The organism is Escherichia sp. E10V10 (assembly GCF_004211985.1).
GTDB lineage: Bacteria > Pseudomonadota > Gammaproteobacteria > Enterobacterales > Enterobacteriaceae > Escherichia.
In genome coordinates this window covers 13,457-36,988 of sequence record NZ_RHJO01000014.1, presented here as the reverse complement: position 1 = coordinate 36,988, position 23,532 = coordinate 13,457, and the positions used below count along the sequence as shown (strand labels likewise).

23 protein-coding genes and 7 tRNA genes are annotated in these 23,532 nt (G+C 50.2%); 21 read left to right on the top strand and 9 right to left on the bottom strand.

Translation table 11 applies throughout. The features are described 5' to 3' along the window. Positions 1–17: 17 nt before the first annotated feature. Entirely contained in the window at positions 18–1,406 is a 1,389-nt protein-coding gene (gene glmL, locus D9736_RS15675) for a methylaspartate mutase accessory protein GlmL (RefSeq protein WP_130258672.1), read from the bottom strand. Beyond that, complete coding sequence (gene glmS, locus D9736_RS15670) at positions 1,406–1,855, bottom strand: methylaspartate mutase subunit S (RefSeq protein WP_130222230.1); 450 nt, start codon at positions 1,853–1,855, stop codon at positions 1,406–1,408. Before glmS ends, glmL begins: the two co-directional genes overlap by 1 nt. Positions 1,856–3,235: 1,380 nt before the next feature. Here glmS and cydA point away from each other — a divergent pair. The 20 genes from cydA (at position 3,236) to pnuC (ending at position 15,135) form a co-directional block, all read left to right on the top strand. Then, the gene (cydA, locus tag D9736_RS15665) at positions 3,236–4,804 is read left to right on the top strand and encodes a cytochrome ubiquinol oxidase subunit I (RefSeq protein WP_010331061.1); all 1,569 of its coding nucleotides are present in this window, start codon (positions 3,236–3,238) and stop codon (positions 4,802–4,804) included. Between the two features lie 15 nt (positions 4,805–4,819). Beyond that, positions 4,820–5,959 carry a cytochrome d ubiquinol oxidase subunit II gene (cydB, locus tag D9736_RS15660; protein ID WP_130222229.1) on the top strand — a complete coding sequence of 380 codons (1,140 nt, stop codon included), beginning with the start codon at positions 4,820–4,822 and terminating at the stop codon, positions 5,957–5,959. A gap of 14 nt (positions 5,960–5,973) precedes the next feature. Then, positions 5,974–6,087 carry a cytochrome bd-I oxidase subunit CydX gene (gene cydX, locus D9736_RS15655; protein ID WP_000270283.1) on the top strand — a complete coding sequence of 38 codons (114 nt, stop codon included), beginning with the start codon at positions 5,974–5,976 and terminating at the stop codon, positions 6,085–6,087. Continuing rightward, positions 6,087–6,380, top strand: a complete 294-nt coding sequence (gene ybgE, locus D9736_RS15650; RefSeq protein WP_063096546.1) for a cyd operon protein YbgE — start codon at positions 6,087–6,089, stop codon at positions 6,378–6,380. Before cydX ends, ybgE begins: the two co-directional genes overlap by 1 nt. Positions 6,381–6,529: 149 nt before the next feature. Beyond that, on the top strand, positions 6,530–6,934 hold the full coding sequence (gene ybgC / locus D9736_RS15645; RefSeq protein ID WP_001098372.1) for a tol-pal system-associated acyl-CoA thioesterase: 405 nt from the start codon (positions 6,530–6,532) through the stop codon (positions 6,932–6,934). After that, positions 6,931–7,623 (top strand): Tol-Pal system protein TolQ, encoded by a 693-nt coding sequence (gene tolQ / locus D9736_RS15640; protein ID WP_000131310.1) that lies wholly within the window; start codon positions 6,931–6,933, stop codon positions 7,621–7,623. The genes ybgC and tolQ overlap by 4 nt, the downstream gene beginning before the upstream one ends. A 3-nt stretch (positions 7,624–7,626) precedes the next feature. Next, positions 7,627–8,055 carry a colicin uptake protein TolR gene (gene tolR / locus D9736_RS15635; RefSeq protein ID WP_130214950.1) on the top strand — a complete coding sequence of 143 codons (429 nt, stop codon included), beginning with the start codon at positions 7,627–7,629 and terminating at the stop codon, positions 8,053–8,055. Positions 8,056–8,118: 63 nt separating this feature from the next. Beyond that, positions 8,119–9,411 (top strand): cell envelope integrity protein TolA, encoded by a 1,293-nt coding sequence (tolA, locus tag D9736_RS15630; protein ID WP_130214948.1) that lies wholly within the window; start codon positions 8,119–8,121, stop codon positions 9,409–9,411. Between the two features lie 132 nt (positions 9,412–9,543). Next, positions 9,544–10,836, top strand: a complete 1,293-nt coding sequence (gene tolB, locus D9736_RS15625) for a Tol-Pal system beta propeller repeat protein TolB (RefSeq protein WP_010352214.1) — start codon at positions 9,544–9,546, stop codon at positions 10,834–10,836. 34 nt (positions 10,837–10,870) lie between these two features. Then, positions 10,871–11,392: a peptidoglycan-associated lipoprotein Pal gene (gene pal, locus D9736_RS15620; RefSeq protein ID WP_001295306.1), complete on the top strand. Its 522-nt coding sequence runs from the start codon at positions 10,871–10,873 to the stop codon at positions 11,390–11,392. Positions 11,393–11,401: 9 nt separating this feature from the next. After that, a complete protein-coding gene (cpoB, locus tag D9736_RS15615) occupies positions 11,402–12,190 on the top strand; it encodes a cell division protein CpoB (protein ID WP_130258671.1) in 789 nt (262 codons plus the stop codon). A gap of 164 nt (positions 12,191–12,354) precedes the next feature. Next, positions 12,355–12,430: transfer RNA gene (locus D9736_RS15610), tRNA-Lys, on the top strand. A 35-nt stretch (positions 12,431–12,465) separates the two neighbouring features. Beyond that, positions 12,466–12,541 (top strand) — tRNA-Val (locus tag D9736_RS15605). A 2-nt stretch (positions 12,542–12,543) separates the two neighbouring features. After that, positions 12,544–12,619 (top strand) — tRNA-Lys (locus D9736_RS15600). A gap of 51 nt (positions 12,620–12,670) precedes the next feature. Beyond that, positions 12,671–12,746, top strand: a tRNA-Val gene (locus D9736_RS15595). A 3-nt stretch (positions 12,747–12,749) separates the two neighbouring features. After that, positions 12,750–12,825, top strand: a tRNA-Lys gene (locus tag D9736_RS15590). Between the two features lie 48 nt (positions 12,826–12,873). After that, a tRNA-Lys gene (locus D9736_RS15585) sits at positions 12,874–12,949 on the top strand. 33 nt (positions 12,950–12,982) lie between these two features. Beyond that, a tRNA-Lys gene (locus D9736_RS15580) sits at positions 12,983–13,058 on the top strand. Positions 13,059–13,335: 277 nt separating this feature from the next. Then, positions 13,336–14,379: a quinolinate synthase NadA gene (gene nadA, locus D9736_RS15575; protein ID WP_130258670.1), complete on the top strand. Its 1,044-nt coding sequence runs from the start codon at positions 13,336–13,338 to the stop codon at positions 14,377–14,379. A 36-nt stretch (positions 14,380–14,415) separates the two neighbouring features. Then, positions 14,416–15,135, top strand: coding sequence for a nicotinamide riboside transporter PnuC (pnuC, locus tag D9736_RS15570; protein WP_130214942.1), 720 nt, complete (start codon positions 14,416–14,418; stop codon positions 15,133–15,135). Here the strand turns inward: pnuC and zitB are convergent. Next, the gene (zitB, locus tag D9736_RS15565; RefSeq protein WP_130258669.1) at positions 15,132–16,073 is read right to left on the bottom strand and encodes a CDF family zinc transporter ZitB; all 942 of its coding nucleotides are present in this window, start codon (positions 16,071–16,073) and stop codon (positions 15,132–15,134) included. The two genes, pnuC and zitB, sit on opposite strands and share 4 nt — an antisense overlap. 114 nt (positions 16,074–16,187) lie before the next feature. Continuing rightward, on the bottom strand, positions 16,188–16,568 hold the full coding sequence (locus D9736_RS15560) for a YbgS-like family protein (RefSeq protein WP_064530615.1): 381 nt from the start codon (positions 16,566–16,568) through the stop codon (positions 16,188–16,190). A 315-nt stretch (positions 16,569–16,883) separates the two neighbouring features. Between D9736_RS15560 and aroG the strand changes: the two genes are divergently transcribed. Continuing rightward, positions 16,884–17,936, top strand: coding sequence for a 3-deoxy-7-phosphoheptulonate synthase AroG (gene aroG, locus D9736_RS15555; RefSeq protein WP_130258668.1), 1,053 nt, complete (start codon positions 16,884–16,886; stop codon positions 17,934–17,936). A gap of 165 nt (positions 17,937–18,101) precedes the next feature. On the opposite strand, the gene gpmA is transcribed toward aroG, so the two are convergent. The 5 genes from gpmA to galE all read right to left on the bottom strand — a co-directional run bounded on the left by gpmA (position 18,102) and on the right by galE (position 23,315). Next, a complete protein-coding gene (gene gpmA / locus D9736_RS15550; RefSeq protein WP_001295305.1) occupies positions 18,102–18,854 on the bottom strand; it encodes a 2,3-diphosphoglycerate-dependent phosphoglycerate mutase in 753 nt (250 codons plus the stop codon). A 202-nt stretch (positions 18,855–19,056) separates the two neighbouring features. Then, positions 19,057–20,097: a galactose-1-epimerase gene (gene galM / locus D9736_RS15545; protein WP_059321515.1), complete on the bottom strand. Its 1,041-nt coding sequence runs from the start codon at positions 20,095–20,097 to the stop codon at positions 19,057–19,059. Then, on the bottom strand, positions 20,091–21,239 hold the full coding sequence (galK, locus tag D9736_RS15540) for a galactokinase (protein WP_000053415.1): 1,149 nt from the start codon (positions 21,237–21,239) through the stop codon (positions 20,091–20,093). The genes galM and galK overlap by 7 nt, the downstream gene beginning before the upstream one ends. A 3-nt stretch (positions 21,240–21,242) precedes the next feature. Further along, entirely contained in the window at positions 21,243–22,289 is a 1,047-nt protein-coding gene (gene galT / locus D9736_RS15535) for a galactose-1-phosphate uridylyltransferase (RefSeq protein WP_130258667.1), read from the bottom strand. Positions 22,290–22,298: 9 nt separating this feature from the next. After that, positions 22,299–23,315 (bottom strand): UDP-glucose 4-epimerase GalE, encoded by a 1,017-nt coding sequence (gene galE / locus D9736_RS15530; RefSeq protein WP_001265443.1) that lies wholly within the window; start codon positions 23,313–23,315, stop codon positions 22,299–22,301. Positions 23,316–23,532: the final 217 nt, after the last annotated feature.

The following is a 23,532-nucleotide window of genomic DNA, read 5'->3' as shown; positions in this document are numbered from 1 at the left end:
GATTGCTACCTTAATTGTTATAGGGTTAAGCATTGAATACTGGTACGCGCGGCGGCCTGCGGATCGACTCTGGCGACGTTTGCCAGCAGTGGAAATAGCCCCCGTGAATCGCGGTAATATTCAAATTCGGTCGGTAAGAGAATGCGTTTGCCGTCGTCGTTTAACTCGCGGTATTTCAACCAACGATGAATATCAAACTGGCTCGCGCGCGACAGCCATCCACCGGAACCAACGACTTTGCGCACGGTGGTCAGGTCGCGTCCCATCTGTAAATCGACATTGCCGACGCAGGTGCAGACCTCTTTTTTGGTGCCGGCATGACGTTCAGTGGCGTAACCTACACACAGCCCGGCCAGCACAGTATCGAAATATTTTTCTTCTGCGTTAGTGGGTAAATGGTCGGGATGTGCAACCAAATGACGGAGATAATGATAAAAAGCGTCCTGCTGCGTGGGGTGCTGAGAAAAGATCACATTAACTAAGTCTTTTGCACTTTCACCAACCACCATTGCTGAGACGCGCATTCCCAGATCGCCTTCAACGGTCCGTTTTACGAAGGGTTCCGGTACGCCGTGTAAAACTGTGTCGGGTGAGAGATTATTGGCACAGGTAGAATACATATCGGTGGTTGCGCCGCCCATGTCGATCAGCATGAACTCTTTCCAACTGCTATCGACATTACTGATTGCCTTAACCAGTTCAAAAACCGTCCACGGCGTTGGCATCGGCTCTTCGCCCGTTTCATCAACAATGACATCCAGCCCTTTTCCTTTAACAATGCGTTTGAGGAAAATGTCGCAGATGGCCTGTCGCGCGGCGAAAGGGGAGGGATTTTCAAGGTCAGGCAGGACGTTATCGACGATAGTCAGATCTTTATGCCCGAGGATGTCTTGTATATTGTCCTGAATGTCCCTGTTTCCGGCATAAATAATGGCGCACTCGAGTTTTGATTCCGCCAGCACACGGGCGTTATTTAGCCCGTAACTCTCTTCTCCGCCGTCGGTGCCGCCCGTGAACAAGAGGATATCGGGTGGTGACTCTTCCAGCGCCTGAATATCACGGCGGTTCAACTTGTAGGAGTAATGCTGCGCTATTTTAGCGCCAGCAGAGTGAGCGGTTACTTTTGCGGATTCCAGGGTAATAGAAGGCACTAATCCCATTGCGGCAACCGCCAGTCCACCTTTGGCTGAAGAGGAGTACTTCAATGCGACTTCGCCGTTTTTTAACAGGGGGAGGGCGTTATCGATGTTTAACACCTGATTCAGGCTTGAGAAAAAACCATCGGCCAGATGATGCGTGGTGGTTGGGGTCAGAACGTGGTTAACCAGCGTTAACGCGTCCCCCTCCCGGGTAAAGAGGGCAGCTTTGGTCCACGTCGATCCAATATCGACAGAGACGATTTGCATCAGATGGCCTCTTCGAAAATACGTGTTTCAACACCATGACGCTGGTTGATATCGTTGGACATCAGCTGGCAGACATCTTCTAAGTCATGGCTGGGGGCGAAGACGCGGTCAAAACCCATCTCTTTGAATTTGATTTGCACGTCAGCGAAGTCATGTTTACCCACCACCAGGTTACCGCCTACATAGAGCAGAATGTCGCCCAGCCCACGTTCGATGCAGCGTTCACGCATACCCAGACAGTCGATATCCCCATGCCCATAGATAGAGGAAACCACTATCGCGTCAGCGCCAGTTTCAATGGCAGCATCAATATATTCATCCTGGCTGACCATTACGCCCAGGTTTATGACTCTGAAGTCATGAGAAGTAAAAACGCGATCCAGAACTTTATTGCCAACTGCATGGCAGTCGGCACCAATAACGCCAAGCACTAGTGTTGCTTTCTTCATGGGTAATCCTTTGTAAGACAGAGAGTAAAATAAGTTACACACGTCGTATTTATGGCCGTTTCTGTGGCACATGATTAATAACACTGGAGTGTCTGTGTCCTGTCGTCAGGTTGCAATTGATCTATTTTCAAAATATCTTTCGAAAAATGCTTGTTTATGTGGTTAGTTTAAATATGACGTTTATTTCAATAGGTTACGTATATGGTTGTTATTGATTTTAATTTTTCAAATTATATTGATTTAATGTATTGATATATTTGTGATCAACATCTGATTTGCATTTTTTTTAAGAGGGGCTGGTTATAAAAGTAGTTCATAAAGTTTTGTGCGCATTATTAATGCAATTTACTGCCGTCTTAACATGAAATTGTAACGGTAATGTTTAAAGTAACAAATGGTTAATAACTCATTTGGGGTTGTACTATTCATTGGACCTAATTAATCACTTCTACTCAAATGATTATTCTTGAGCAGTGGAACGTATTACTTAGAGTGGGCGGGTGTTCAATAACGTCCAGATATAATACCGCTTCATTGTCTCGTCTTGCTGCTGGGGTAATAAAGATAATTTACATATACCAACGCAGGATAAACTTAGTTATTGAATCTCATGTTGTTTGATGTTGGCTCACTGAGCCGTTCATTGAATATAAAAAGGGGAAAAATACTTATATCAGATGCAATTTAGCTTAAAAGCTCTCTTTCCCCTCCTCCTGCATTCTACAAATCCATCCTTCAACGTGATTATTAGCAAAGCAACAATAACATTCCGGGGTAAAGATGGGTGCTCATAAAGACAACAATCAATTAACTTTGATAAAAATATGTTATGTAAAATGACAACAAATTGGCTAATCTACTCAATTAGTCTTATAAAAAGTGGGTAAGGCGGTTCTGTTAAATAAAATACTGGTTTTTTATCTATGCATTTCCATAGTGGTAATTTTACTGTGCTACTTGGTTACAATAAATTAACAATAAAATTACTAATGATCTATATATTATACATGGTTAACATATCTGATTGATTTTGATATAAATCAATTTTTAATTCTTGAAAAAAATCTGCAAAACGCGATAAATTGTCGTAGATCAAATTGGTGGGATGGTGACAATTTCGCTATAAATTGATCACTGTCGAAAAATGCAAATTTGCTCAATAAAAACCTGTTTATTGTAAGGATTTTGCGGCGTAATATAATTACGGGATCAATTTGGTTTATTCATTAACATATTTGTAACTTTTTTATCATTGTCTTTCCTCTTTTGATGAAATGGCAACGATAGGGGCGAGCAAATAATTTTGTATTGGGGCATGCGTGTGACCCTTTCTAACGGGGTTCACTCTCGGAGTCTTCATGCGATGAGCAAGGAGTCATGATGTTAGATATAGTCGAACTGTCGCGCTTACAGTTTGCCTTGACCGCGATGTACCACTTCCTTTTTGTGCCGCTGACGCTCGGTATGGCGTTCCTGCTGGCCATTATGGAAACGGTCTACGTCCTTTCCGGCAAACAGATTTATAAAGATATGACCAAGTTCTGGGGCAAGTTGTTTGGTATCAACTTTGCTCTGGGTGTGGCAACCGGTCTGACCATGGAGTTCCAGTTCGGGACTAACTGGTCTTACTATTCCCACTATGTAGGGGATATCTTCGGTGCTCCGCTGGCAATCGAAGGTCTGATGGCCTTCTTCCTCGAATCCACCTTTGTAGGTCTGTTCTTCTTCGGTTGGGATCGTCTGGGTAAAGTTCAGCATATGTGTGTCACCTGGCTGGTGGCGCTCGGTTCAAACCTGTCCGCACTGTGGATTCTGGTTGCGAACGGCTGGATGCAAAACCCAATCGCGTCCGATTTCAATTTCGAAACCATGCGTATGGAGATGGTGAGCTTCTCCGAACTGGTGCTTAACCCGGTTGCTCAGGTGAAATTCGTTCACACTGTAGCCTCTGGTTATGTGACTGGCGCGATGTTCATCCTCGGTATCAGCGCATGGTATATGCTGAAAGGCCGTGACTTCGCCTTCGCTAAACGCTCCTTTGCTATCGCTGCAAGCTTCGGTATGGCTGCCGTTCTGTCTGTTATTGTTCTGGGTGATGAATCCGGTTACGAAATGGGCGACGTGCAGAAAACCAAACTGGCTGCAATTGAAGCCGAGTGGGAAACGCAACCTGCGCCTGCTGCCTTTACTCTGTTCGGTATTCCTGATCAGGATGAGCAGACGAACAAATTTGCGATCCAGATCCCTTACGCGCTGGGCATCATTGCAACGCGTTCCGTGGATACGCCAGTGATCGGCCTGAAAGAGCTGATGGTTCAGCATGAAGAACGCATCCGTAACGGGATGAAAGCGTACTCTCTGCTCGAACAACTGCGTTCTGGTTCTACCGACCAGGCGGTTCGTGACCAGTTCAATAGCATGAAGAAAGACCTCGGTTACGGTCTGCTGCTGAAACGCTATACGCCGAACGTGGCTGATGCGACTGAAGCTCAGATTCAACAGGCAACCAAAGACTCCATTCCGCGTGTAGCGCCGCTGTACTTCGCGTTCCGTATCATGGTGGCGTGTGGCTTCCTGCTGCTGGCAATCATCGCGCTCTCCTTCTGGAGTGTCATCCGCAACCGCATTGGCGAGAAAAAATGGCTGCTGCGCGCCGCGCTGTACGGTATTCCGCTGCCGTGGATTGCTGTAGAAGCGGGCTGGTTCGTGGCTGAATATGGCCGCCAACCGTGGGCTATCGGTGAAGTGCTGCCGACAGCTGTGGCGAACTCGTCACTGACCGCAGGCGATCTCATCTTCTCGATGGTGCTGATTTGCGGCCTGTATACCCTGTTCCTGGTGGCAGAATTGTTCTTAATGTTCAAGTTTGCACGCCTCGGCCCAAGCAGCCTGAAAACCGGTCGCTATCACTTTGAGCAGTCCTCCACGACTACTCAGCCGGCACGCTAAGACAGGAGTCGTCAAATGATCGATTATGAAGTATTGCGTTTTATCTGGTGGCTGCTGGTTGGCATTCTGCTGATTGGTTTTGCAGTCACTGACGGTTTCGACATGGGGGTGGGCATGCTCACCCGTTTCCTCGGTCGTAACGACACCGAGCGTCGAATTATGATTAACTCCATCGCACCACACTGGGACGGTAACCAGGTATGGCTGATCACCGCAGGCGGCGCACTGTTTGCTGCCTGGCCGATGGTCTATGCCGCTGCGTTTTCTGGCTTCTATGTGGCGATGATCCTCGTGCTGGCGTCTTTGTTCTTCCGTCCGGTCGGTTTTGATTACCGCTCCAAGATTGAAGAAACCCGCTGGCGTAACATGTGGGACTGGGGCATCTTCATTGGTAGCTTCGTTCCGCCGCTGGTGATTGGTGTAGCGTTCGGTAACCTGTTGCAGGGCGTACCGTTCAACGTTGATGAATATCTGCGTCTGTACTACACCGGTAACTTCTTCCAGCTGCTTAACCCGTTCGGCCTGCTGGCAGGTGTGGTGAGCGTAGGGATGATCATTACTCAGGGCGCGACCTACCTGCAAATGCGTACCGTGGGCGAGCTGCACCTGCGTACCCGTGCAACGGCTCAGGTGGCGGCACTGGTGACACTGGTCTGCTTCGCACTGGCGGGTGTATGGGTGATGTATGGTATCGATGGTTATGTCGTGAAATCGACAATGGACCATTACGCGGCCTCTAACCCGCTGAATAAAGAAGTGGTTCGTGAAGCTGGCGCATGGTTGGTGAACTTCAACAACACGCCGATTCTGTGGGCTATTCCGGCGCTGGGTGTGGTTCTGCCACTGCTGACCATCCTGACTGCACGTATGGATAAAGCCGCGTGGGCGTTTGTGTTCTCCTCCCTGACGCTGGCCTGCATCATCCTGACTGCCGGTATTGCAATGTTCCCGTTTGTGATGCCGTCCAGCACCATGATGAACGCAAGTCTGACAATGTGGGATGCAACTTCCAGCCAGCTGACGCTTAACGTCATGACCTGGGTTGCGGTGGTTCTGGTTCCGATCATTCTGCTCTACACCACCTGGTGTTACTGGAAAATGTTCGGACGTATCACCAAAGAAGATATTGAACGTAACACCCACTCTCTGTACTAAGTAAGGAGCTAAAAATGTGGTATTTCGCATGGATTTTGGGAACGCTTCTTGCCTGTTCGTTTGGGGTAATCACCGCGCTGGCGCTTGAGCACGTCGAATCAGGTAAAGCCGGTCAAGAAGACAGCTGATGAGTAAGGTTATCGCAACTTTGTATGCGGTAATGGACAAGCGCCCCCTGCGGGCGCTTTCCTTCGTGATGGCGCTTCTGTTAGCAGGATGTATGTTTTGGGACCCATCACGTTTTGCCGCGAAGACCAGTGAACTGGAAATCTGGCATGGTTTATTGCTGATGTGGGCCGTCTGTGCTGGCGTAATTCACGGCGTGGGTTTTCGTCCGCAGAAGGTTCTTTGGCAAGGGATTTTTTGCCCACTGCTTGCCGATATCGTTCTCATTGTCGGGCTGATTTTCTTCTTCTTTTAAATCAGAATTCTCTTTAAAAATTTATGGACCTTCAACAGTCTATAAATTTTTACGCTCCCTTAACTTGCCCTCATTCCCAAACCTCAATCGCGCGCGTATAGTAGCAGCGTTTAAAAGTTCTAATTTTTGTTGCATTACCGGGATGTAAAGTGAATACAACGCTGTTTCGATGGCCGGTTCGCGTCTACTATGAAGATACCGATGCCGGTGGTGTGGTGTACCACGCCAGTTACATCGCTTTTTATGAAAGAGCACGCACAGAGATGCTGCGTCATCATCACTTCAGTCAACAGGCGCTGATGGCTGAACGCGTTGCCTTCGTGGTGCGTAAGATGACGGTGGAATATTACGCACCTGCGCGGCTCGACGATATGCTCGAAATACAGACTGAAATAACATCAATGCGTGGCACCTCTTTGGTTTTCACGCAACGTATTGTCAACGCTGAGAATACTCTGCTGAATGAAGCCGAGGTTCTGATTGTTTGCGTTGACCCACTCAAAATGAAGCCTCGTGCGCTTCCCAAGTCTATTGTCGCGGAGTTTAAGCAGTGACTGACATGAATATCCTTGATTTGTTCCTGAAGGCGAGCCTTCTGGTTAAACTTATCATGTTGATTTTGATTGGTTTTTCAATCGCATCCTGGGCCATTATTATCCAGCGGACCCGTATTCTTAACGCCGCGGCTCGCGAAGCCGAAGCGTTTGAGGATAAATTCTGGTCTGGAATCGAACTTTCTCGCCTCTATCAGGAGAGCCAGGGAAAACGAGATAATCTCTCGGGGTCGGAACAAATCTTTTACAGTGGGTTCAAAGAATTTGTGCGCCTGCATCGTGCTAACAGCCATGCACCGGAAGCCGTAGTGGAAGGCGCGTCGCGCGCGATGCGTATTTCCATGAACCGTGAGCTGGAAAATCTGGAAACGCACATTCCGTTTCTCGGCACTGTGGGTTCCATCAGCCCGTATATCGGTCTGTTCGGTACAGTCTGGGGGATCATGCATGCCTTTATCGCTCTCGGCGCGGTGAAGCAGGCAACATTGCAAATGGTTGCGCCCGGTATCGCAGAAGCGTTGATTGCTACAGCAATCGGTCTGTTCGCCGCTATTCCGGCGGTTATGGCCTACAACCGCCTCAACCAGCGCGTAAACAAACTGGAACTGAATTACGACAACTTTATGGAAGAGTTTACCGCGATTCTGCACCGCCAGGCGTTTACCGTTAGCGAGAGCAACAAGGGGTAAGCCATGGCCAGAGCGCGTGGACGAGGTCGTCGCGATCTCAAGTCCGAAATCAACATTGTACCGTTGCTGGACGTACTGCTGGTGCTGTTGCTGATCTTTATGGCGACAGCGCCCATCATCACCCAGAGCGTGGAGGTCGATCTGCCAGACGCTACTGAATCACAGGCGGTGAGCAGTAACGATAATCCGCCTGTGATTGTTGAAGTGTCTGGTATTGGTCAGTACACCGTGGTGGTTGAGAAAGAGCGTCTGGAGCGTTTACCACCAGAGCAGGTGGTGGCGGAAGTATCCAGCCGTTTCAATGCCAACCCGAAAACGGTCTTTCTGATCGGTGGCGCAAAAGATGTGCCTTACGATGAAATAATTAAAGCGCTGAACTTGTTACACAGTGCGGGTGTGAAATCGGTTGGTTTAATGACGCAGCCTATTTAAGCATCTGCGTTTCCCTTGCTTTAAGAGAGCGGGTAACAGGCGAACAGTTTTTGGGAACCGAGAGTGTCAAAGGCAACCGAACAAAACGACAAGCTCAAACGGGCGATAATTATTTCAGCAGTGCTGCATGTCATCTTATTTGCAGTGCTGATCTGGAGTTCGTTCGATGAGAATATAGAAGCTTCAGCCGGAGGCGGCGGTGGTTCGTCCATCGACGCTGTAATGGTTGATTCAGGTGCGGTAGTTGAGCAGTACAAACGCATGCAAAGCCAGGAATCAAGCGCGAAGCGTTCTGAAGAGCAGCGCAAGATGAAGGAACAGCAGGCTGCTGAAGAACTGCGTGAGAAACAAGCGGCTGAACAGGAACGCCTGAAGCAGCTTGAGAAAGAACGGTTAGCTGCTCAGGAACAGAAGAAACAGGCTGAAGAAGCCGCTAAACAGGCCGAGTTAAAGCAGAAGCAAGCGGAAGAGGCAGCAGCGAAAGCGGCGGCAGATGCTAAAGCGAAGGCTGAAGCGGAAGCCAAAGCTGCCGAAGAAGCAGCGAAGAAAGCGGCTGCGGACGCGAAGAAAAAAGCAGAAGCAGAAGCCGCCAAAGCCGCAGCCGAAGCGCAGAAAAAAGCCGAGGCCGAAGCCGCCAAAGCTGCAGCGGCGCTGAAGAAGAAAGCGGAAGCGGCAGAAGCTGCTGCAGCTGAAGCAAGAAAGAAAGCGGCAACTGAAGCTGCTGAAAAAGCGAAGGCAGACGCTGAGCAGAAAGCGGCTGCTGAAAAGGCGGCTGCAGATAAGAAAGCCGCCGCTGAAAAAGCCGCAGCCGACAAAAAAGCAGCAGAAAAAGCGGCTGCTGAAAAGGCAGCAGCTGATAAGAAAGCAGCTGCAGAAAAAGCCGCCGCAGACAAAAAAGCCGCAGCGGCAAAAGCAGCAGCAGAAAAAGCAGCAGCTGAAAAAGCGGCTGCAGCAAAAGCTGCCGCGGAGGCAGATGATATTTTCGGTGAGCTAAGCTCTGGTAAGAATGCACCGAAAACGGGGGGAGGGGCGAAAGGGAACAATGCTTCGCCTGCCGGGAGTGGTAATACTAAAAACAATGGCGCATCAGGCGCAGATATCAATAACTATGCCGGGCAGATTAAATCTGCTATCGAAAGTAAGTTCTATGATGCATCGTCCTATGCAGGTAAAACCTGTACGCTGCGCATAAAACTGGCACCAGATGGCATGTTACTGGATATCAAACCTGAAGGTGGCGATCCCGCTCTTTGTCAGGCTGCGTTGGCAGCAGCTAAACTTGCGAAGATCCCGAAACCACCAAGCCAGGCAGTATATGAAGTGTTCAAGAACGCACCATTGGACTTCAAACCGTAATCGCGATGTTGGTCGTCACGGCGGTCAACATCAGACATCGGTTGTCGTAGGGTTCTGGTAGTTTTGTGTATTTGAGTTTGTTAACATTCTGCTAAATTATCGTGGGCTATCTGTCCAGATAAGGGAGATATGATGAAGCAGGCATTACGAGTAGCATTTGGTTTTCTCATACTGTGGGCGTCAGTTCTGCATGCTGAAGTCCGCATTGTGATCGACAGTGGTGTAGATTCCGGTCGTCCTATTGGTGTCGTTCCATTCCAGTGGGCGGGTCCAGGTGCGGCACCTGAAGATATTGGCGGCATCGTTGCTGCTGACTTGCGTAACAGCGGTAAATTTAATCCGTTAGATCGCGCTCGTCTGCCTCAACAGCCAGGTAGCGCGCAGGAAGTTCAACCTGCTGCATGGTCTGCGCTGGGCATTGACGCTGTCGTTGTAGGTCAGGTCACTCCGAATCCGGACGGTTCTTACAATGTTGCTTATCAGCTGGTTGATACCGGCGGTGCACCGGGTACTGTGCTTGCTCAGAACTCATACAAAGTAAACAAACAATGGCTGCGTTACGCTGGCCATACCGCCAGTGATGAAGTGTTTGAAAAACTGACCGGCATTAAAGGTGCGTTCCGTACCCGTATTGCCTATGTTGTTCAGACCAATGGTGGCCAGTTCCCGTATGAGTTGCGCGTGTCTGACTATGATGGCTACAACCAGTTTGTGGTTCACCGTTCTCCGCAGCCGCTGATGTCTCCGGCGTGGTCACCGGACGGTTCTAAACTGGCATATGTTACCTTCGAAAGCGGTCGTTCCGCGCTGGTAATCCAGACGCTGGCTAACGGTGCAGTGCGTCAGGTTGCTTCCTTCCCGCGTCACAACGGTGCGCCTGCCTTCTCGCCAGACGGCAGCAAACTGGCTTTTGCGCTGTCGAAAACTGGTAGCCTGAATCTGTACGTAATGGATTTAGCCTCTGGTCAAATCCGTCAGGTGACAGATGGTCGCAGCAACAACACTGAACCGACCTGGTTCCCGGACAGTCAAAACCTGGCCTTCACCTCTGACCAGGCCGGTCGTCCGCAGGTTTATAAAGTGAATATCAATGGCGGTGCGCCGCAACGTATTACCTGGGAAGGTTCGCAGAACCAGGATGCGGATGTCAGCAGCGACGGTAAATTTATGGTAATGGTTAGCTCCAATGGTGGGCAGCAGCACATTGCCAAACAAGATCTGGTAACGGGAGGCGTACAAGTTCTGTCCTCAACGTTCCTGGATGAAACGCCAAGTCTGGCACCTAACGGCACTATGGTAATCTACAGCTCTTCTCAGGGGATGGGATCCGTGCTGAATTTGGTTTCTACAGATGGGCGTTTCAAAGCGCGTCTTCCGGCAACTGATGGACAGGTCAAATTCCCTGCCTGGTCGCCGTATCTGTGATAATAATTAATTGAATAGTAAAGGAATCATTGAAATGCAACTGAACAAAGTGCTGAAAGGGCTGATGATTGCTCTGCCTGTTATGGCAATTGCGGCATGTTCTTCCAACAAGAACGCCAGCAATGACGGCAGCGAAGGCATGCTGGGTGCCGGCACTGGCATGGATGCGAACGGCGGAAATGGCAACATGTCTTCCGAAGAGCAGGCTCGTCTGCAAATGCAACAGCTGCAGCAGAACAACATCGTTTACTTCGATCTGGACAAATACGATATCCGTTCTGACTTCGCTCAAATGCTGGATGCACACGCAAACTTCCTGCGTAGCAACCCGTCTTACAAAGTCACCGTAGAAGGTCACGCGGACGAACGTGGTACTCCGGAATACAACATCTCCCTGGGTGAACGTCGTGCGAACGCCGTTAAGATGTACCTGCAGGGTAAAGGCGTTTCTGCAGACCAGATCTCCATCGTTTCTTACGGTAAAGAAAAACCTGCAGTACTGGGTCATGACGAAGCGGCATACTCCAAAAACCGTCGTGCGGTACTGGTTTACTAAGAGAATTGCATGAGCAGTAACTTCAGACATCAACTATTGAGTCTGTCGTTACTGGTTGGTATAGCGGCCCCCTGGGCCGCTTTTGCTCAGGCACCAATCAGTAGTGTCGGCTCAGGCTCGGTCGAAGACCGCGTCACTCAACTTGAGCGTATTTCTAATGCTCACAGCCAGCTTTTAACCCAACTCCAGCAACAACTCTCTGATAATCAGTCCGATATTGATTCCCTGCGTGGTCAAATTCAGGAAAATCAGTATCAACTGAATCAGGTCGTGGAGCGGCAGAAGCAGATCTTGTTGCAGATCGATAGCCTTAGCAGCGGTGGTGCAGCGGCACAATCAGCCAGCGGCGATCAAAGCGGGGCGGCGGCAACGACGCCAACAGCTGATGCAGGTACTGCGAATGCTGGTGCGCCGGTGAAAAGCGGCGATGCAAACACTGATTACAATGCAGCTATTGCGCTGGTACAGGATAAATCCCGCCAGGATGACGCGATGGTGGCATTTCAGAATTTCATCAAAAATTATCCTGATTCAACTTATCTGCCCAACGCCAATTATTGGCTGGGTCAGTTAAACTACAACAAGGGTAAGAAAGATGATGCGGCGTACTATTTTGCTTCGGTAGTGAAAAACTATCCGAAGTCGCCGAAGGCTGCAGATGCGATGTTTAAAGTTGGCGTCATCATGCAGGACAAAGGTGACACCGCGAAAGCAAAAGCCGTGTACCAGCAGGTTATCAGTAAATACCCTGGTACTGATGGTGCTAAACAGGCGCAAAAACGTCTGAACGCCATGTAATGCATAACACGCGACCAGAAGTCGCATTATTTCTGGTCGTGTCGTGCGATTCATAAGCAGTTGAGTGATCTACATCGAAATTTTTGTTGCGCTCAAGTCTGAAATCAGTAATATATGCCGCCGTTGCCACGGGATATCAAACAAACCGAAAGCAACGAAAAAGTGGGTCGTTAGCTCAGTTGGTAGAGCAGTTGACTTTTAATCAATTGGTCGCAGGTTCGAATCCTGCACGACCCACCACTAACATAGTTAGTTGTAGTATCCAGCGTAGTATCGGGTGATTAGCTCAGCTGGGAGAGCACCTCCCTTACAAGGAGGGGGTCGGCGGTTCGATCCCGTCATCACCCACCACCGGGTCGTTAGCTCAGTTGGTAGAGCAGTTGACTTTTAATCAATTGGTCGCAGGTTCGAATCCTGCACGACCCACCACTAATTGCGGTGTGTTTGGTGGAAGCAGTTTGTAGTATCCAGCGCAGTATCGGGTGATTAGCTCAGCTGGGAGAGCACCTCCCTTACAAGGAGGGGGTCGGCGGTTCGATCCCGTCATCACCCACCACTCGGGTCGTTAGCTCAGTTGGTAGAGCAGTTGACTTTTAATCAATTGGTCGCAGGTTCGAATCCTGCACGACCCACCAATCTTAAAGATTGGATTCGAGTAAAAATCATTCAGGTAACACCCATATGGGTCGTTAGCTCAGTTGGTAGAGCAGTTGACTTTTAATCAATTGGTCGCAGGTTCGAATCCTGCACGACCCACCATCCTGAATGATTAAAGCAGCATAATCCCGCAAGGGGTCGTTAGCTCAGTTGGTAGAGCAGTTGACTTTTAATCAATTGGTCGCAGGTTCGAATCCTGCACGACCCACCAATGTAAAAAAGCGCCCTAAAGGCGCTTTTTTGCTATTCAGGCATCCCTCAATTTCAATTCTTGACCCTGATGACATACTCCGCGCTTGCTGCGTAAACAACTCTACGTCGGAGGAATAAGACGCAAAGTATGGCATTCGGCATCTCATACGTAATTCGAGTGACTTTTCCCCACCACTCGACTATCTTGTTTAGCATATAAAACAAATTACGCCGATAATAGCGAATATCACGCTTATGTCGGTTTTAACGTTAAGCCTGTAAAACGAGATGGCCAAATGAGCGTGATGTTTGATCCTGAAACGGCGATATATCCTTTCCCCCCGAAGCCAACGCCGTTAAGCATTGATGAAAAAGCGTATTATCGCGAGAAAATAAAACGTCTGCTGAAAGAACGTAATGCGGTGATGGTCGCCCACTACTATACCGATCCCGAAATTCAACAGTTGGCTGAAGAAACCGGCGGCTGTATCTCTGATTCTCTGGAAATGGCCCGCTTCGGTGCTAAGCATCCCGCTTCTACGCTGTTAGTTGCTGGGGTGAGATTTATGGGGGAAACTGCCAAAATTCTCAGCCCGGAAAAAACAATTCTGATGCCAACACTTCAGGCTGAATGTTCACTGGATCTCGGATGTCCGATTGAAGAATTCAACGCATTTTGCGATGCCCATCCCGATCGTACTGTCGTTGTCTACGCCAACACTTCGGCTGCGGTAAAAGCGCGTGCAGATTGGGTGGTAACTTCAAGCATTGCCGTCGAACTCATTGATCATCTGGATAGCTTGGGTGAAAAAATTATCTGGGCACCAGACAAACATCTGGGGTGTTACGTGCAAAAACAGACAGGTGCAGACATCTTATGCTGGCAAGGTGCCTGTATAGTTCATGACGAGTTTAAGACTCAGGCGTTAACCCGCTTACAAAAACAGCACCCTGATGCTGCCATACTGGTTCATCCGGAGTCACCACAAGCTATTGTCGATATGGCCGATGCGGTCGGTTCCACAAGTCAGTTGATTAACGCTGCAAAAACATTGCCGCATCAGCAACTGATTGTGGCGACTGACCGGGGCATTTTCTACAAAATGCAGCAGGCAGTGCCAGATAAAAAATTGCTGGAAGCGCCAACCGCAGGCGAGGGCGCTACCTGTCGAAGTTGCGCTCATTGTCCGTGGATGGCAATGAATGGCCTTCAGGCCATCGCAGAGGCGCTGGAACAGGGAGGAAGCAATCACGAGGTTCATGTTGACGAAAATCTGCGAGAGAGGGCGCTGGTGCCGCTCAACCGCATGCTGGATTTTGCGGCTACACTACGTGGATAACTGACAATAAGGCGTCACGCTACACATGGGGGAAAGATGGATTTTTTTAGCACACAGAACATTCTGGTTCATATACCGATCGGTGCTGGCGGTTACGATCTCTCATGGATCGAAGCGGTGGGGACGATCGCCGGGTTACTGTGTATTGGCCTTGCCAGTCTGGAGAAGATCAGTAACTACTTTTTTGGCCTGATCAACGTTACCCTGTTTGGCATTATTTTCTTTCAGATTCAGCTGTATGCCAGCCTGCTGTTACAGGTGTTTTTCTTTGCCGCTAACATTTATGGCTGGTATGCCTGGTCGCGACAAACCAGTCAACATGAAACTGAGTTGAAAATTCGCTGGTTGCCATTGCCGAAGGCGCTAAGCTGGTTGGCGGTTTGCGTTGTTTCGATTGGTCTGATGACGGTATTTATCAATCCGGTGTTTGCATTTTTGACCCGCGTGGCAGTCACGATTATGCAAGCATTGGGTTTGCAGGTAGTGATGCCAGAATTGCAACCGGACGCCTTCCCATTCTGGGACTCCTGCATGATGGTACTCTCCATCGTGGCAATGATCCTGATGACGCGTAAATACGTCGAAAACTGGTTATTGTGGGTCATCATTAACGTGATTAGCGTGGTGATTTTCGCCTTGCAGGGCGTCTATGCCATGTCGCTGGAGTATCTGATCCTGACCTTTATTGCCCTCAACGGCAGCCGGATGTGGATCAACAGCGCACGCGAAAGAGGTTCACGCGCGCTGTCCCATTAATGGTGATGATGTGAATGGCCAGACACCCCTTCATTCAGGTGGCAGTCTGGCCCATGACAAGGTTGATATTCCATCTGGATGGTGGCGTGCTCAATCTGATAGTGATCCATCAGATAGTGTTGGATCTGATCTAACAAGGCATCGTGATCGTGTGGCGGGATCACCTGCACATGCAGCGTCATCACTGGCTTTTCGCCCACCATCCACACATGTACATGGTGCACATTGCGGACTTCCGGGATTTCCCGGCACATGCGGCGTTTCATTTCAGCAATATCCAGCGAAACGGGCGCACCTTCAAGTAATTCATTCACGCTGTCTTTCAATAATCGCCACGCGCTGCGTAGAACCAGAAGCGACACGAGTATCGAGAGAATGGGGTCCGCAGGTGTCCAGCCGGTCCAGATAATTATCAACGCGGCGACGATAGCGCCAACGGAACCCAGCAGGTCCCCAAGCACATGCAGTGCCGCTGCTCGCACGTTGAGGTTTTTCTCTTCACTACCGTGATGAAGTAGCCAGAAAGAAAGTATATTTGCCAGCAATCCCGCCACGGCAATCGCCATCATCATACCGCCTTCAACCGGACGCGGCGTGCGGAAACGTTCTATCGCCTCCCAGACAATCAAAATCGTAATCACCACCAGGGCGATGGCATTCACAAACGCCGCGAGCGTGGTCAATCTTAGCCAACCGAAAGTGTGGCGAATGGTGGGAGGACGACGTGAAAATTGCACGGCGAGTAGGGCGAAAAGCAGGGCGGCAGTATCGGTCAACATATGTCCGGCATCAGCCAGCAATGCCAGAGAACCGGAAAGAAAACCGCCAATGACTTCTACCAGCATAAACCCGGCAGTTACGCCGAAAGCATACAACAAGCGACGAGCATTATTATCTTCTGGCAGGTGTGAGGAAGTGTGTGAGTGTGAGTGCGCCATGACGAGTCATCCCTTAATTTATCTCACTTAACTTTATGACATCATACTTCTTTTAGAAGGGAAAAATTAAAAAGGAGAGCCTCCGCTCTCCCATTATCAGCCATATATCCTGGCTTACTGCGTAGTACCGTCGGTTTTGGTATCGACATCATTATTGATGCCATCACCGGTTTGTACCTTTTTATTGATGTCCGGGCAGCGACCGTCTTTGCACATGGTATTTTTGTGCTCTTCGTCTTTGGTCATGCCGTCATTGTTCATGGATGAACCATTCGGGTGCAGCATAGTCCCGCCCGAGTTGGTATTTACCCCGTTATTGTCGACGTTATTTGGCGCGACATTTTCACGGGCGTCCGGGGCAACCTGGCCCGCATCAGCTGCGGCGTTTGCCTGGCCGTTATTGGTTTGCGCTCCACTATCGGCAGCCAGTGCGGCACCGCTGGCAAGGCTTAGAGTGGCAGTCAGAAATAGTGTGGCCAGTTTTGTCATTTTCATAGGATGCTCCTGTTATGGTCGTTATGTCGGATAACCTCTTCCAACAGTGCATTTGCAGGTGAATATCAGGCAATGGTTTAAGATTTCAGCCAGGCAAAGAAATCCAGCAGAGAATCTTGAAATAATTAACAAACAAAGGAGTTACAGTTAGAAATTGTAGGAGAGATCTCGTTTTTCGCGACAATCTGGCGTTTTTCTTGCTAATTCCAGGATTAATCCGTTCATAGTGTAAAACCCCGTTTACACATTCTGACGGAAGATATAGATTGGAAGTATTGCATTCACTAAGATAAGTATGGCAACACTGGAACAGACATGAATTATCAGAACGACGATTTACGCATCAAAGAAATCAAAGAGTTACTTCCTCCTGTCGCATTGCTGGAAAAATTCCCCGCTACTGAAAATGCCGCGAATACGGTTGCCCATGCCCGAAAAGCGATCCATAAGATCCTGAAAGGTAATGATGATCGCCTGTTGGTTGTGATTGGCCCATGCTCAATTCATGATCCTGTCGCGGCAAAAGAGTATGCCACTCGCTTGCTGGCGCTGCGTGAAGAGCTGAAAGATGAGCTGGAAATCGTAATGCGCGTCTATTTTGAAAAGCCGCGTACAACGGTGGGCTGGAAAGGGCTGATTAACGATCCGCATATGGATAACAGCTTCCAGATCAACGACGGTCTGCGTATTGCCCGTAAATTGCTGCTTGATATTAACGACAGCGGTCTGCCAGCGGCGGGTGAGTTTCTCGACATGATCACCCCACAATATCTCGCTGACCTGATGAGCTGGGGCGCAATTGGCGCACGTACCACCGAATCGCAGGTGCACCGCGAACTGGCATCAGGGCTTTCTTGTCCGGTAGGTTTCAAAAATGGCACCGACGGTACGATTAAAGTGGCTATCGATGCCATTAATGCTGCCGGTGCGCCGCACTGCTTCCTGTCCGTAACGAAATGGGGGCATTCGGCGATTGTGAATACCAGCGGTAACGGCGATTGCCATATCATTCTGCGCGGCGGTAAAGAGCCTAACTACAGCGCGAAGCACGTTGCTGAAGTGAAAGAAGGGCTGAACAAAGCAGGCCTGCCAGCACAAGTGATGATTGATTTCAGCCATGCCAACTCGTCCAAACAATTCCAAAAGCAGATGGATGTTTGTGCTGACGTTTGCCAGCAGATTGCTGGTGGCGAAAAAGCCATTATTGGTGTGATGGTGGAAAGTCATTTGGTTGAAGGCAATCAGAGTCTGGAGAGCGGCGAGCCGCTGGCTTATGGCAAGAGCATCACCGATGCCTGTATTGGCTGGGATGATACCGATGCTCTGTTACGCCAACTGGCGAACGCAGTAAAAGCGCGTCGCGGGTAAGGTTTAATTATCGGATACGCCGCCAGAGTGGCGTATCCGATGAGTCACCGTAGGCCTGATAAGACGCGCAGCGTCGCATCAGGCAATGTGCTCCATTGTTAGCAACGACAAACAAAAAAGCCGACTCACTTGCAGTCGGCTTTCTCATTATTAAACGAATGACGTTTACTTCGCTTTACCCTGGTTAGCAACGGCCGCTGCTTTCGCCGCGATCTCGTCAGCATTACCCAGATAATAACGTTTCAGCGGTTTGAAGTTCTCGTCGAACTCATAAACCAGCGGCACGCCAGTCGGGATATTCAGCTCAAGAATCTCTTCTTCGCTCATGTTATCGAGATATTTCACCAGTGCACGCAGGGAGTTACCGTGTGCGGCGATGATTACGCGCTCACCGCTCTTCATACGCGGCAGAATGGTTTCATTCCAGTAAGGGATCACGCGGTCAATGGTCAGCGCCAGGCTTTCAGTCAGCGGCAGCTCTTTCTCGCTCAGTTTCGCGTAACGCGGATCGTGACCCGGATAACGCTCATCATCTTTAGTCAGTTCCGGCGGAGTCACCGCAAAACCACGACGCCATTGTTTCACCTGCTCGTCGCCATACTTTTCAGCGGTTTCTGCTTTGTTCAGACCCTGCAACGCACCGTAGTGACGTTCGTTCAGTTTCCAGGATTTCTCAACGGGCAGCCATGCCTGATCCAGTTCGTCCAGCACATTCCACAGGGTATGGATAGCGCGTTTCAGCACAGAGGTGTAAGCAAAGTCAAAGCTGTAACCTTCCTCTTTCAGCAGCTTACCTGCTGCTTTTGCTTCGCTTACGCCTTTCTCAGACAGATCCACGTCGTACCAACCGGTGAAACGGTTTTCTTTGTTCCACTGACTTTCGCCATGACGAACCAGAACCAGCTTAGTTACAGCCATATACTTACTCCTCAAATCATTTTTTAATGATAATAATTCTCATTATATTGCCGTGACGAAGCAACAGCAATGCTTACGCATAACCATAGCGAAAATAGTGTCGCAGTGTAAGGTTGTTGTGAATATTGAGTTGCAAATATGTCGGTATTTGCTGGTGATTTGAACAATATGAGGAGAAAGCCCTCATGACGAGGGCTTAACATTACTCAGCAATAAACTGATATTCCGTCAGGCTGGAATACTCTTCGCCAGGACGCAGGAAGCAGTCCGGTTGTGGCCATTCAGGGTGGTTCGGGCTGTCCGGCAGAAACTCGCTTTCCAGAGCCAGCCCTTGCCAGTCGGCGTAAGGTTCGGTTCCCCGCGACGGTGTGCCGCCGAGGAAGTTGCCGGAGTAGAATTGCAGAGCCGGAGCGGTGGTGTAGACCTTCAGCTGCAATTTTTCATCTGCTGACCAGACATGCGCCGCCACTTTCTTGCCATCGCCTTTGGCCTGTAACAAGAACGCGTGATCGTAACCTTTCACTTTGCGCTGATCGTCGTCGGCAAGAAACTCACTGGCGATGATTTTGGCGCTGCGGAAATCAAAAGACGTTCCGGCGACAGATTTCAGGCCGTCGTGGGGAATGCCGCCTTCATCAACCGGCAGATATTCGTCCGCCAGAATCTGCAACTTGTGATTGCGCACGTCAGACTGCTCGCCGTCGAGGTTGAAATAGACGTGATTAGTCATATTCACCGGGCAAGGTTTATCAACTGTGGCGCGATAAGTAATAGAGATACGGTTATCGTCGGTCAGACGATATTGCACCGTCGCGCCGAGATTACCCGGGAAGCCCTGATCGCCATCATCTGAACTCAGGGCAAACAGCACCTGACGATCATTCTGGTTCACAATCTGCCAGCGGCGTTTGTCGAACCCTTCCGGGCCGCCGTGCAGTTGGTTGACGCCCTGACTTGGTAACAGCGTCACGGTTTCACCGTCAAAGGTATAACGACTATTGGCGATACGGTTGGCATAACGACCAATAGAGGCCCCAAGAAATGCGGCCTGATCCTGGTAGCATTCCGGGCTGGCGCAGCCAAGCAGAGCCTCGCGGACGCTGCCATCGGAAAGCGGAATACGGGCGGAAAGTAAAGTCGCACCCCAGTCCATCAGCGTGACTACCATCCCTGCGTTGTTACGCAAAGTTAACAGTCGGTACGGCTGACCATCGGGTGCCAGTGCGGGAGTTTCGTTCAGCACTGTCCTGCTCCTTGTGATGGTTTACACACGTAAAAAGTCTCTTTAATACCTGTTTTTGCTTCATATTGTTCAGCGACAGCTTGCTGTACGGCAGGCACCAGCTCTTCCGGAATAAGCGCGACGATACAGCCGCCAAATCCGCCGCCGGTCATGCGTACGCCACCTTTGTCGCCAATCACAGCTTTTACGATTTCGACCAGAGTGTCAATTTGCGGCACGGTGATTTCGAAATCATCGCGCATAGAGGCATGAGACTCTGCCATCAACTCGCCCATACGTTTCAGGTCGCCTTGCTCCAGCGCGCTGGCAGCTTCAACGGTACGCGCGTTTTCGGTCAGGATATGACGCACGCGTTTCGCGACGATCGGGTCCAGTTCATGTGCAACAGCGTTGAACTCTTCAATGGTGACATCGCGCAGAGCTGGCTGCTGGAAGAAACGCGCACCGGTTTCACACTGCTCACGGCGAGTATTGTACTCACTGCCAACCAGGGTACGTTTGAAGTTACTGTTGATGATGACCACAGCTACGCCTTTCGGCATGGAAACTGCTTTGGTCCCCAGTGAGCGGCAGTCAATCAGCAAGGCATGATCTTTCTTGCCGAGTGCGGAAATTAGCTGATCCATGATCCCGCAGTTACAGCCAACAAACTGGTTTTCTGCTTCCTGACCATTAAGCGCGATTTGTGCGCCGTCCAGCGGCAGATGATAAAGCTGCTGCAATACGGTTCCGACCGCCACTTCCAGTGAGGCGGAAGAACTTAACCCGGCACCCTGCGGCACATTGCCGCTGATCACCATGTCCACGCCGCCGAAGCTGTTGTTACGCAGTTGCAGATGTTTCACCACGCCACGAACGTAGTTCGCCCATTGATAGTTTTCATGCGCGACAATGGGCGCATCGAGGGAAAACTCGTCGAGCTGATTTTCATAATCGGCTGCCATTACGCGAACTTTACGGTCATCGCGTGGCGCGCAGCTAATGACGGTTTGATAATCAATCGCGCAGGGTAGAACGAAACCGTCGTTGTAGTCGGTGTGTTCACCAATCAAATTCACGCGGCCAGGCGCCTGAATGGTGTGAGTGGCAGGGTAGCCAAATGCGTTGGCAAACAGAGATTGTGTTTTTTCTTTCAGACTCATTTCTTACACTCCGGATTCGCGAAAATGGATATCGCTGACTGCGCGCAAACGCTCTGCTGCCTGTTCTGCGGTCAGGTCTCGCTGGGTCTCTGCCAGCATTTCATAACCAACCATAAATTTACGTACGGTGGCGGAGCGCAGCAGAGGCGGATAAAAGTGCGCGTGCAGCTGCCAGTGTTGATTCTCTTCGCCATTAAATGGCGCACCGTGCCAGCCCATAGAGTAGGGGAAGGAGCACTGGAAGAGGTTGTCATAACGACTGGTCAGCTTTTTCAACGCCAGCGCCAAATCGCTGCGCTGGGCGTCGGTCAAATCGGTGATCCGTAAAACGTGGGCTTTGGGCAGCAGTAGCGTTTCGAACGGCCAGGCAGCCCAGTAAGGCACGACGGCTAACCAGTGTTCGGTTTCGACAACGGTACGGCTACCGTCTGCCAGCTCGCGCTGAACATAATCCACCAGCATTGGCGATTTCTGCTCGGCAAAATATTTTTTTTGCAGGCGGTCTTCGCGCTCAGCTTCGTTAGGCAGGAAGCTATTTGCCCAAATCTGTCCGTGCGGATGCGGGTTAGAGCAGCCCATCGCCGCGCCTTTGTTTTCAAAGACCTGCACCCATGGGTACGTTTCCCCCAGTTCTGCGGTTTGCTCCTGCCAGGTTTTGACGATTTCCGTCAATGCCGCAACGCTCAGTTCTGGCAACGTTTTACTGTGATCCGGTGAAAAGCAGATCACCCGGCTGGTACCGCGCGCGCTCTGGCAACGCATCAAAGGATCGTTGCTTTCTGGCGCATCTGGCGTGTCAGACATCAGGGCCGCAAAGTCATTGGTAAAAACGTAAGTCCCGGTGTAATCGGGGTTTTTATCGCCAGTCACCCGCACATTACCTGCGCAGAGGAAGCAATCTGGATCGTGCGCAGGTAACACCTGTTTGGCTGGCGTTTCCTGCGCCCCCTGCCAGGGGCGCTTAGCGCGGTGCGGTGAAACCAGAATCCATTGCCCGGTGAGCGGGTTGTAGCGGCGATGTGGATGATCAACAGGATTAAATTGCGTCATGGTCGTTCCTTAATCGGGATATCCCTGTGGATGGCGTGACTGCCAGTGCCAGGTGTCCTGCGCCATTTCATCGAGTGTGCGCGTTACGCGCCAGTTCAGTTCGCGATCGGCTTTACTGGCGTCCGCCCAGTAGGCCGGAAGGTCGCCCTCGCGACGCGGTGCAAAATGATAGTTAACCGGTTTGCCGCAGGCTTTGCTGAAGGCATTAACCACGTCCAGCACGCTGCTGCCTACGCCTGCGCCGAGGTTGTAGATGTGTACGCCTGGCTTGTTCGCCAGTTTTTCCATCGCCACGACGTGACCGTCCGCCAGATCCATTACGTGGATGTAATCGCGTACGCCAGTACCATCTTCGGTCGGATAATCGTTACCAAAAATTGCCAGCGAGTCGCGACGGCCTACAGCAACCTGGGCAATGTACGGCATCAGGTTATTCGGAATGCCTTGCGGATCTTCGCCCATATCGCCCGACGGATGCGCGCCAACCGGGTTGAAGTAGCGCAGCAGGGCAATGCTCCAGTCCGGCTGGGCTTTTTGCAGGTCGGTGAGGATCTGTTCCACCATCAGTTTGCTTTTGCCGTAAGGGCTTTGCGGCGTGCCGGTCGGGAAGCTTTCAACGTAAGGAATTTTGGGCTGATCGCCATAGACGGTGGCGGAGGAGCTGAAGATAAAGTTTTTGACGTTAGCGGCGCGCATGGCGCTAATCAGACGCAGAGTACCGTTGACGTTGTTGTCGTAATATTCCAGCGGTTTTTGTACCGATTCGCCAACGGCTTTTAACCCGGCGAAGTGGATCACGGTGTCGATAGCGTGATCGTGCAGGATCTCGGTCATCAACGCTTCGTTACGGATATCGCCTTCAACAAACGTTGGATGTTTGCCGCCTAAACGCTCGATAACAGGCAGTACGCTGCGCTTACTGTTACAGAGGTTATCAAGAATGATGACATCATGACCGTTTTGCAGTAATTGCACACAGGTATGACTTCCAATGTAACCGCTACCACCGGTAACCAGAACTCTCATAATTCGCTCCATTAGGCTTATGGTATGAAATAACCATAGCATAACAAAGATGCGAAAAGTGTGACATGGAATAAATTAGTGGAATCGTTTACACAAGAATTTAGCCGTTTTTTATGCGCGATTAAGTGATTATAAAACAGAGGGTTTATGAATGATTGCGCTTTTTATCTGAAAAAAAAGATGCGGTTTCATGCCTGGATGCGTCGAACCGTGGGCC

Excerpts from the sequence above, each read along its gene's own strand:
- glmL (WP_130258672.1), bottom strand. The coding sequence starts at position 1,406 with ATGCAAATCGTCTCTGTCGATATTGGATCGACGTGGACCAAAGCTGCC.
- glmS (WP_130222230.1), bottom strand. The coding sequence starts at position 1,855 with ATGAAGAAAGCAACACTAGTGCTTGGCGTTATTGGTGCCGACTGCCAT.
- cydA (WP_010331061.1), top strand. The coding sequence starts at position 3,236 with ATGTTAGATATAGTCGAACTGTCGCGCTTACAGTTTGCCTTGACCGCG.
- cydB (WP_130222229.1), top strand. The coding sequence starts at position 4,820 with ATGATCGATTATGAAGTATTGCGTTTTATCTGGTGGCTGCTGGTTGGC.
- cydX (WP_000270283.1), top strand. The coding sequence starts at position 5,974 with ATGTGGTATTTCGCATGGATTTTGGGAACGCTTCTTGCCTGTTCGTTT.
- ybgE (WP_063096546.1), top strand. The coding sequence starts at position 6,087 with ATGAGTAAGGTTATCGCAACTTTGTATGCGGTAATGGACAAGCGCCCC.
- tolR (WP_130214950.1), top strand. The coding sequence starts at position 7,627 with ATGGCCAGAGCGCGTGGACGAGGTCGTCGCGATCTCAAGTCCGAAATC.
- tolB (WP_010352214.1), top strand. The coding sequence starts at position 9,544 with ATGAAGCAGGCATTACGAGTAGCATTTGGTTTTCTCATACTGTGGGCG.
- pal (WP_001295306.1), top strand. The coding sequence starts at position 10,871 with ATGCAACTGAACAAAGTGCTGAAAGGGCTGATGATTGCTCTGCCTGTT.
- cpoB (WP_130258671.1), top strand. The coding sequence starts at position 11,402 with ATGAGCAGTAACTTCAGACATCAACTATTGAGTCTGTCGTTACTGGTT.
- nadA (WP_130258670.1), top strand. The coding sequence starts at position 13,336 with ATGAGCGTGATGTTTGATCCTGAAACGGCGATATATCCTTTCCCCCCG.
- pnuC (WP_130214942.1), top strand. The coding sequence starts at position 14,416 with ATGGATTTTTTTAGCACACAGAACATTCTGGTTCATATACCGATCGGT.
- zitB (WP_130258669.1), bottom strand. The coding sequence starts at position 16,073 with ATGGCGCACTCACACTCACACACTTCCTCACACCTGCCAGAAGATAAT.
- D9736_RS15560 (WP_064530615.1), bottom strand. The coding sequence starts at position 16,568 with ATGAAAATGACAAAACTGGCCACACTATTTCTGACTGCCACTCTAAGC.
- aroG (WP_130258668.1), top strand. The coding sequence starts at position 16,884 with ATGAATTATCAGAACGACGATTTACGCATCAAAGAAATCAAAGAGTTA.
- gpmA (WP_001295305.1), bottom strand. The coding sequence starts at position 18,854 with ATGGCTGTAACTAAGCTGGTTCTGGTTCGTCATGGCGAAAGTCAGTGG.
- galK (WP_000053415.1), bottom strand. The coding sequence starts at position 21,239 with ATGAGTCTGAAAGAAAAAACACAATCTCTGTTTGCCAACGCATTTGGC.
- galT (WP_130258667.1), bottom strand. The coding sequence starts at position 22,289 with ATGACGCAATTTAATCCTGTTGATCATCCACATCGCCGCTACAACCCG.
- galE (WP_001265443.1), bottom strand. The coding sequence starts at position 23,315 with ATGAGAGTTCTGGTTACCGGTGGTAGCGGTTACATTGGAAGTCATACC.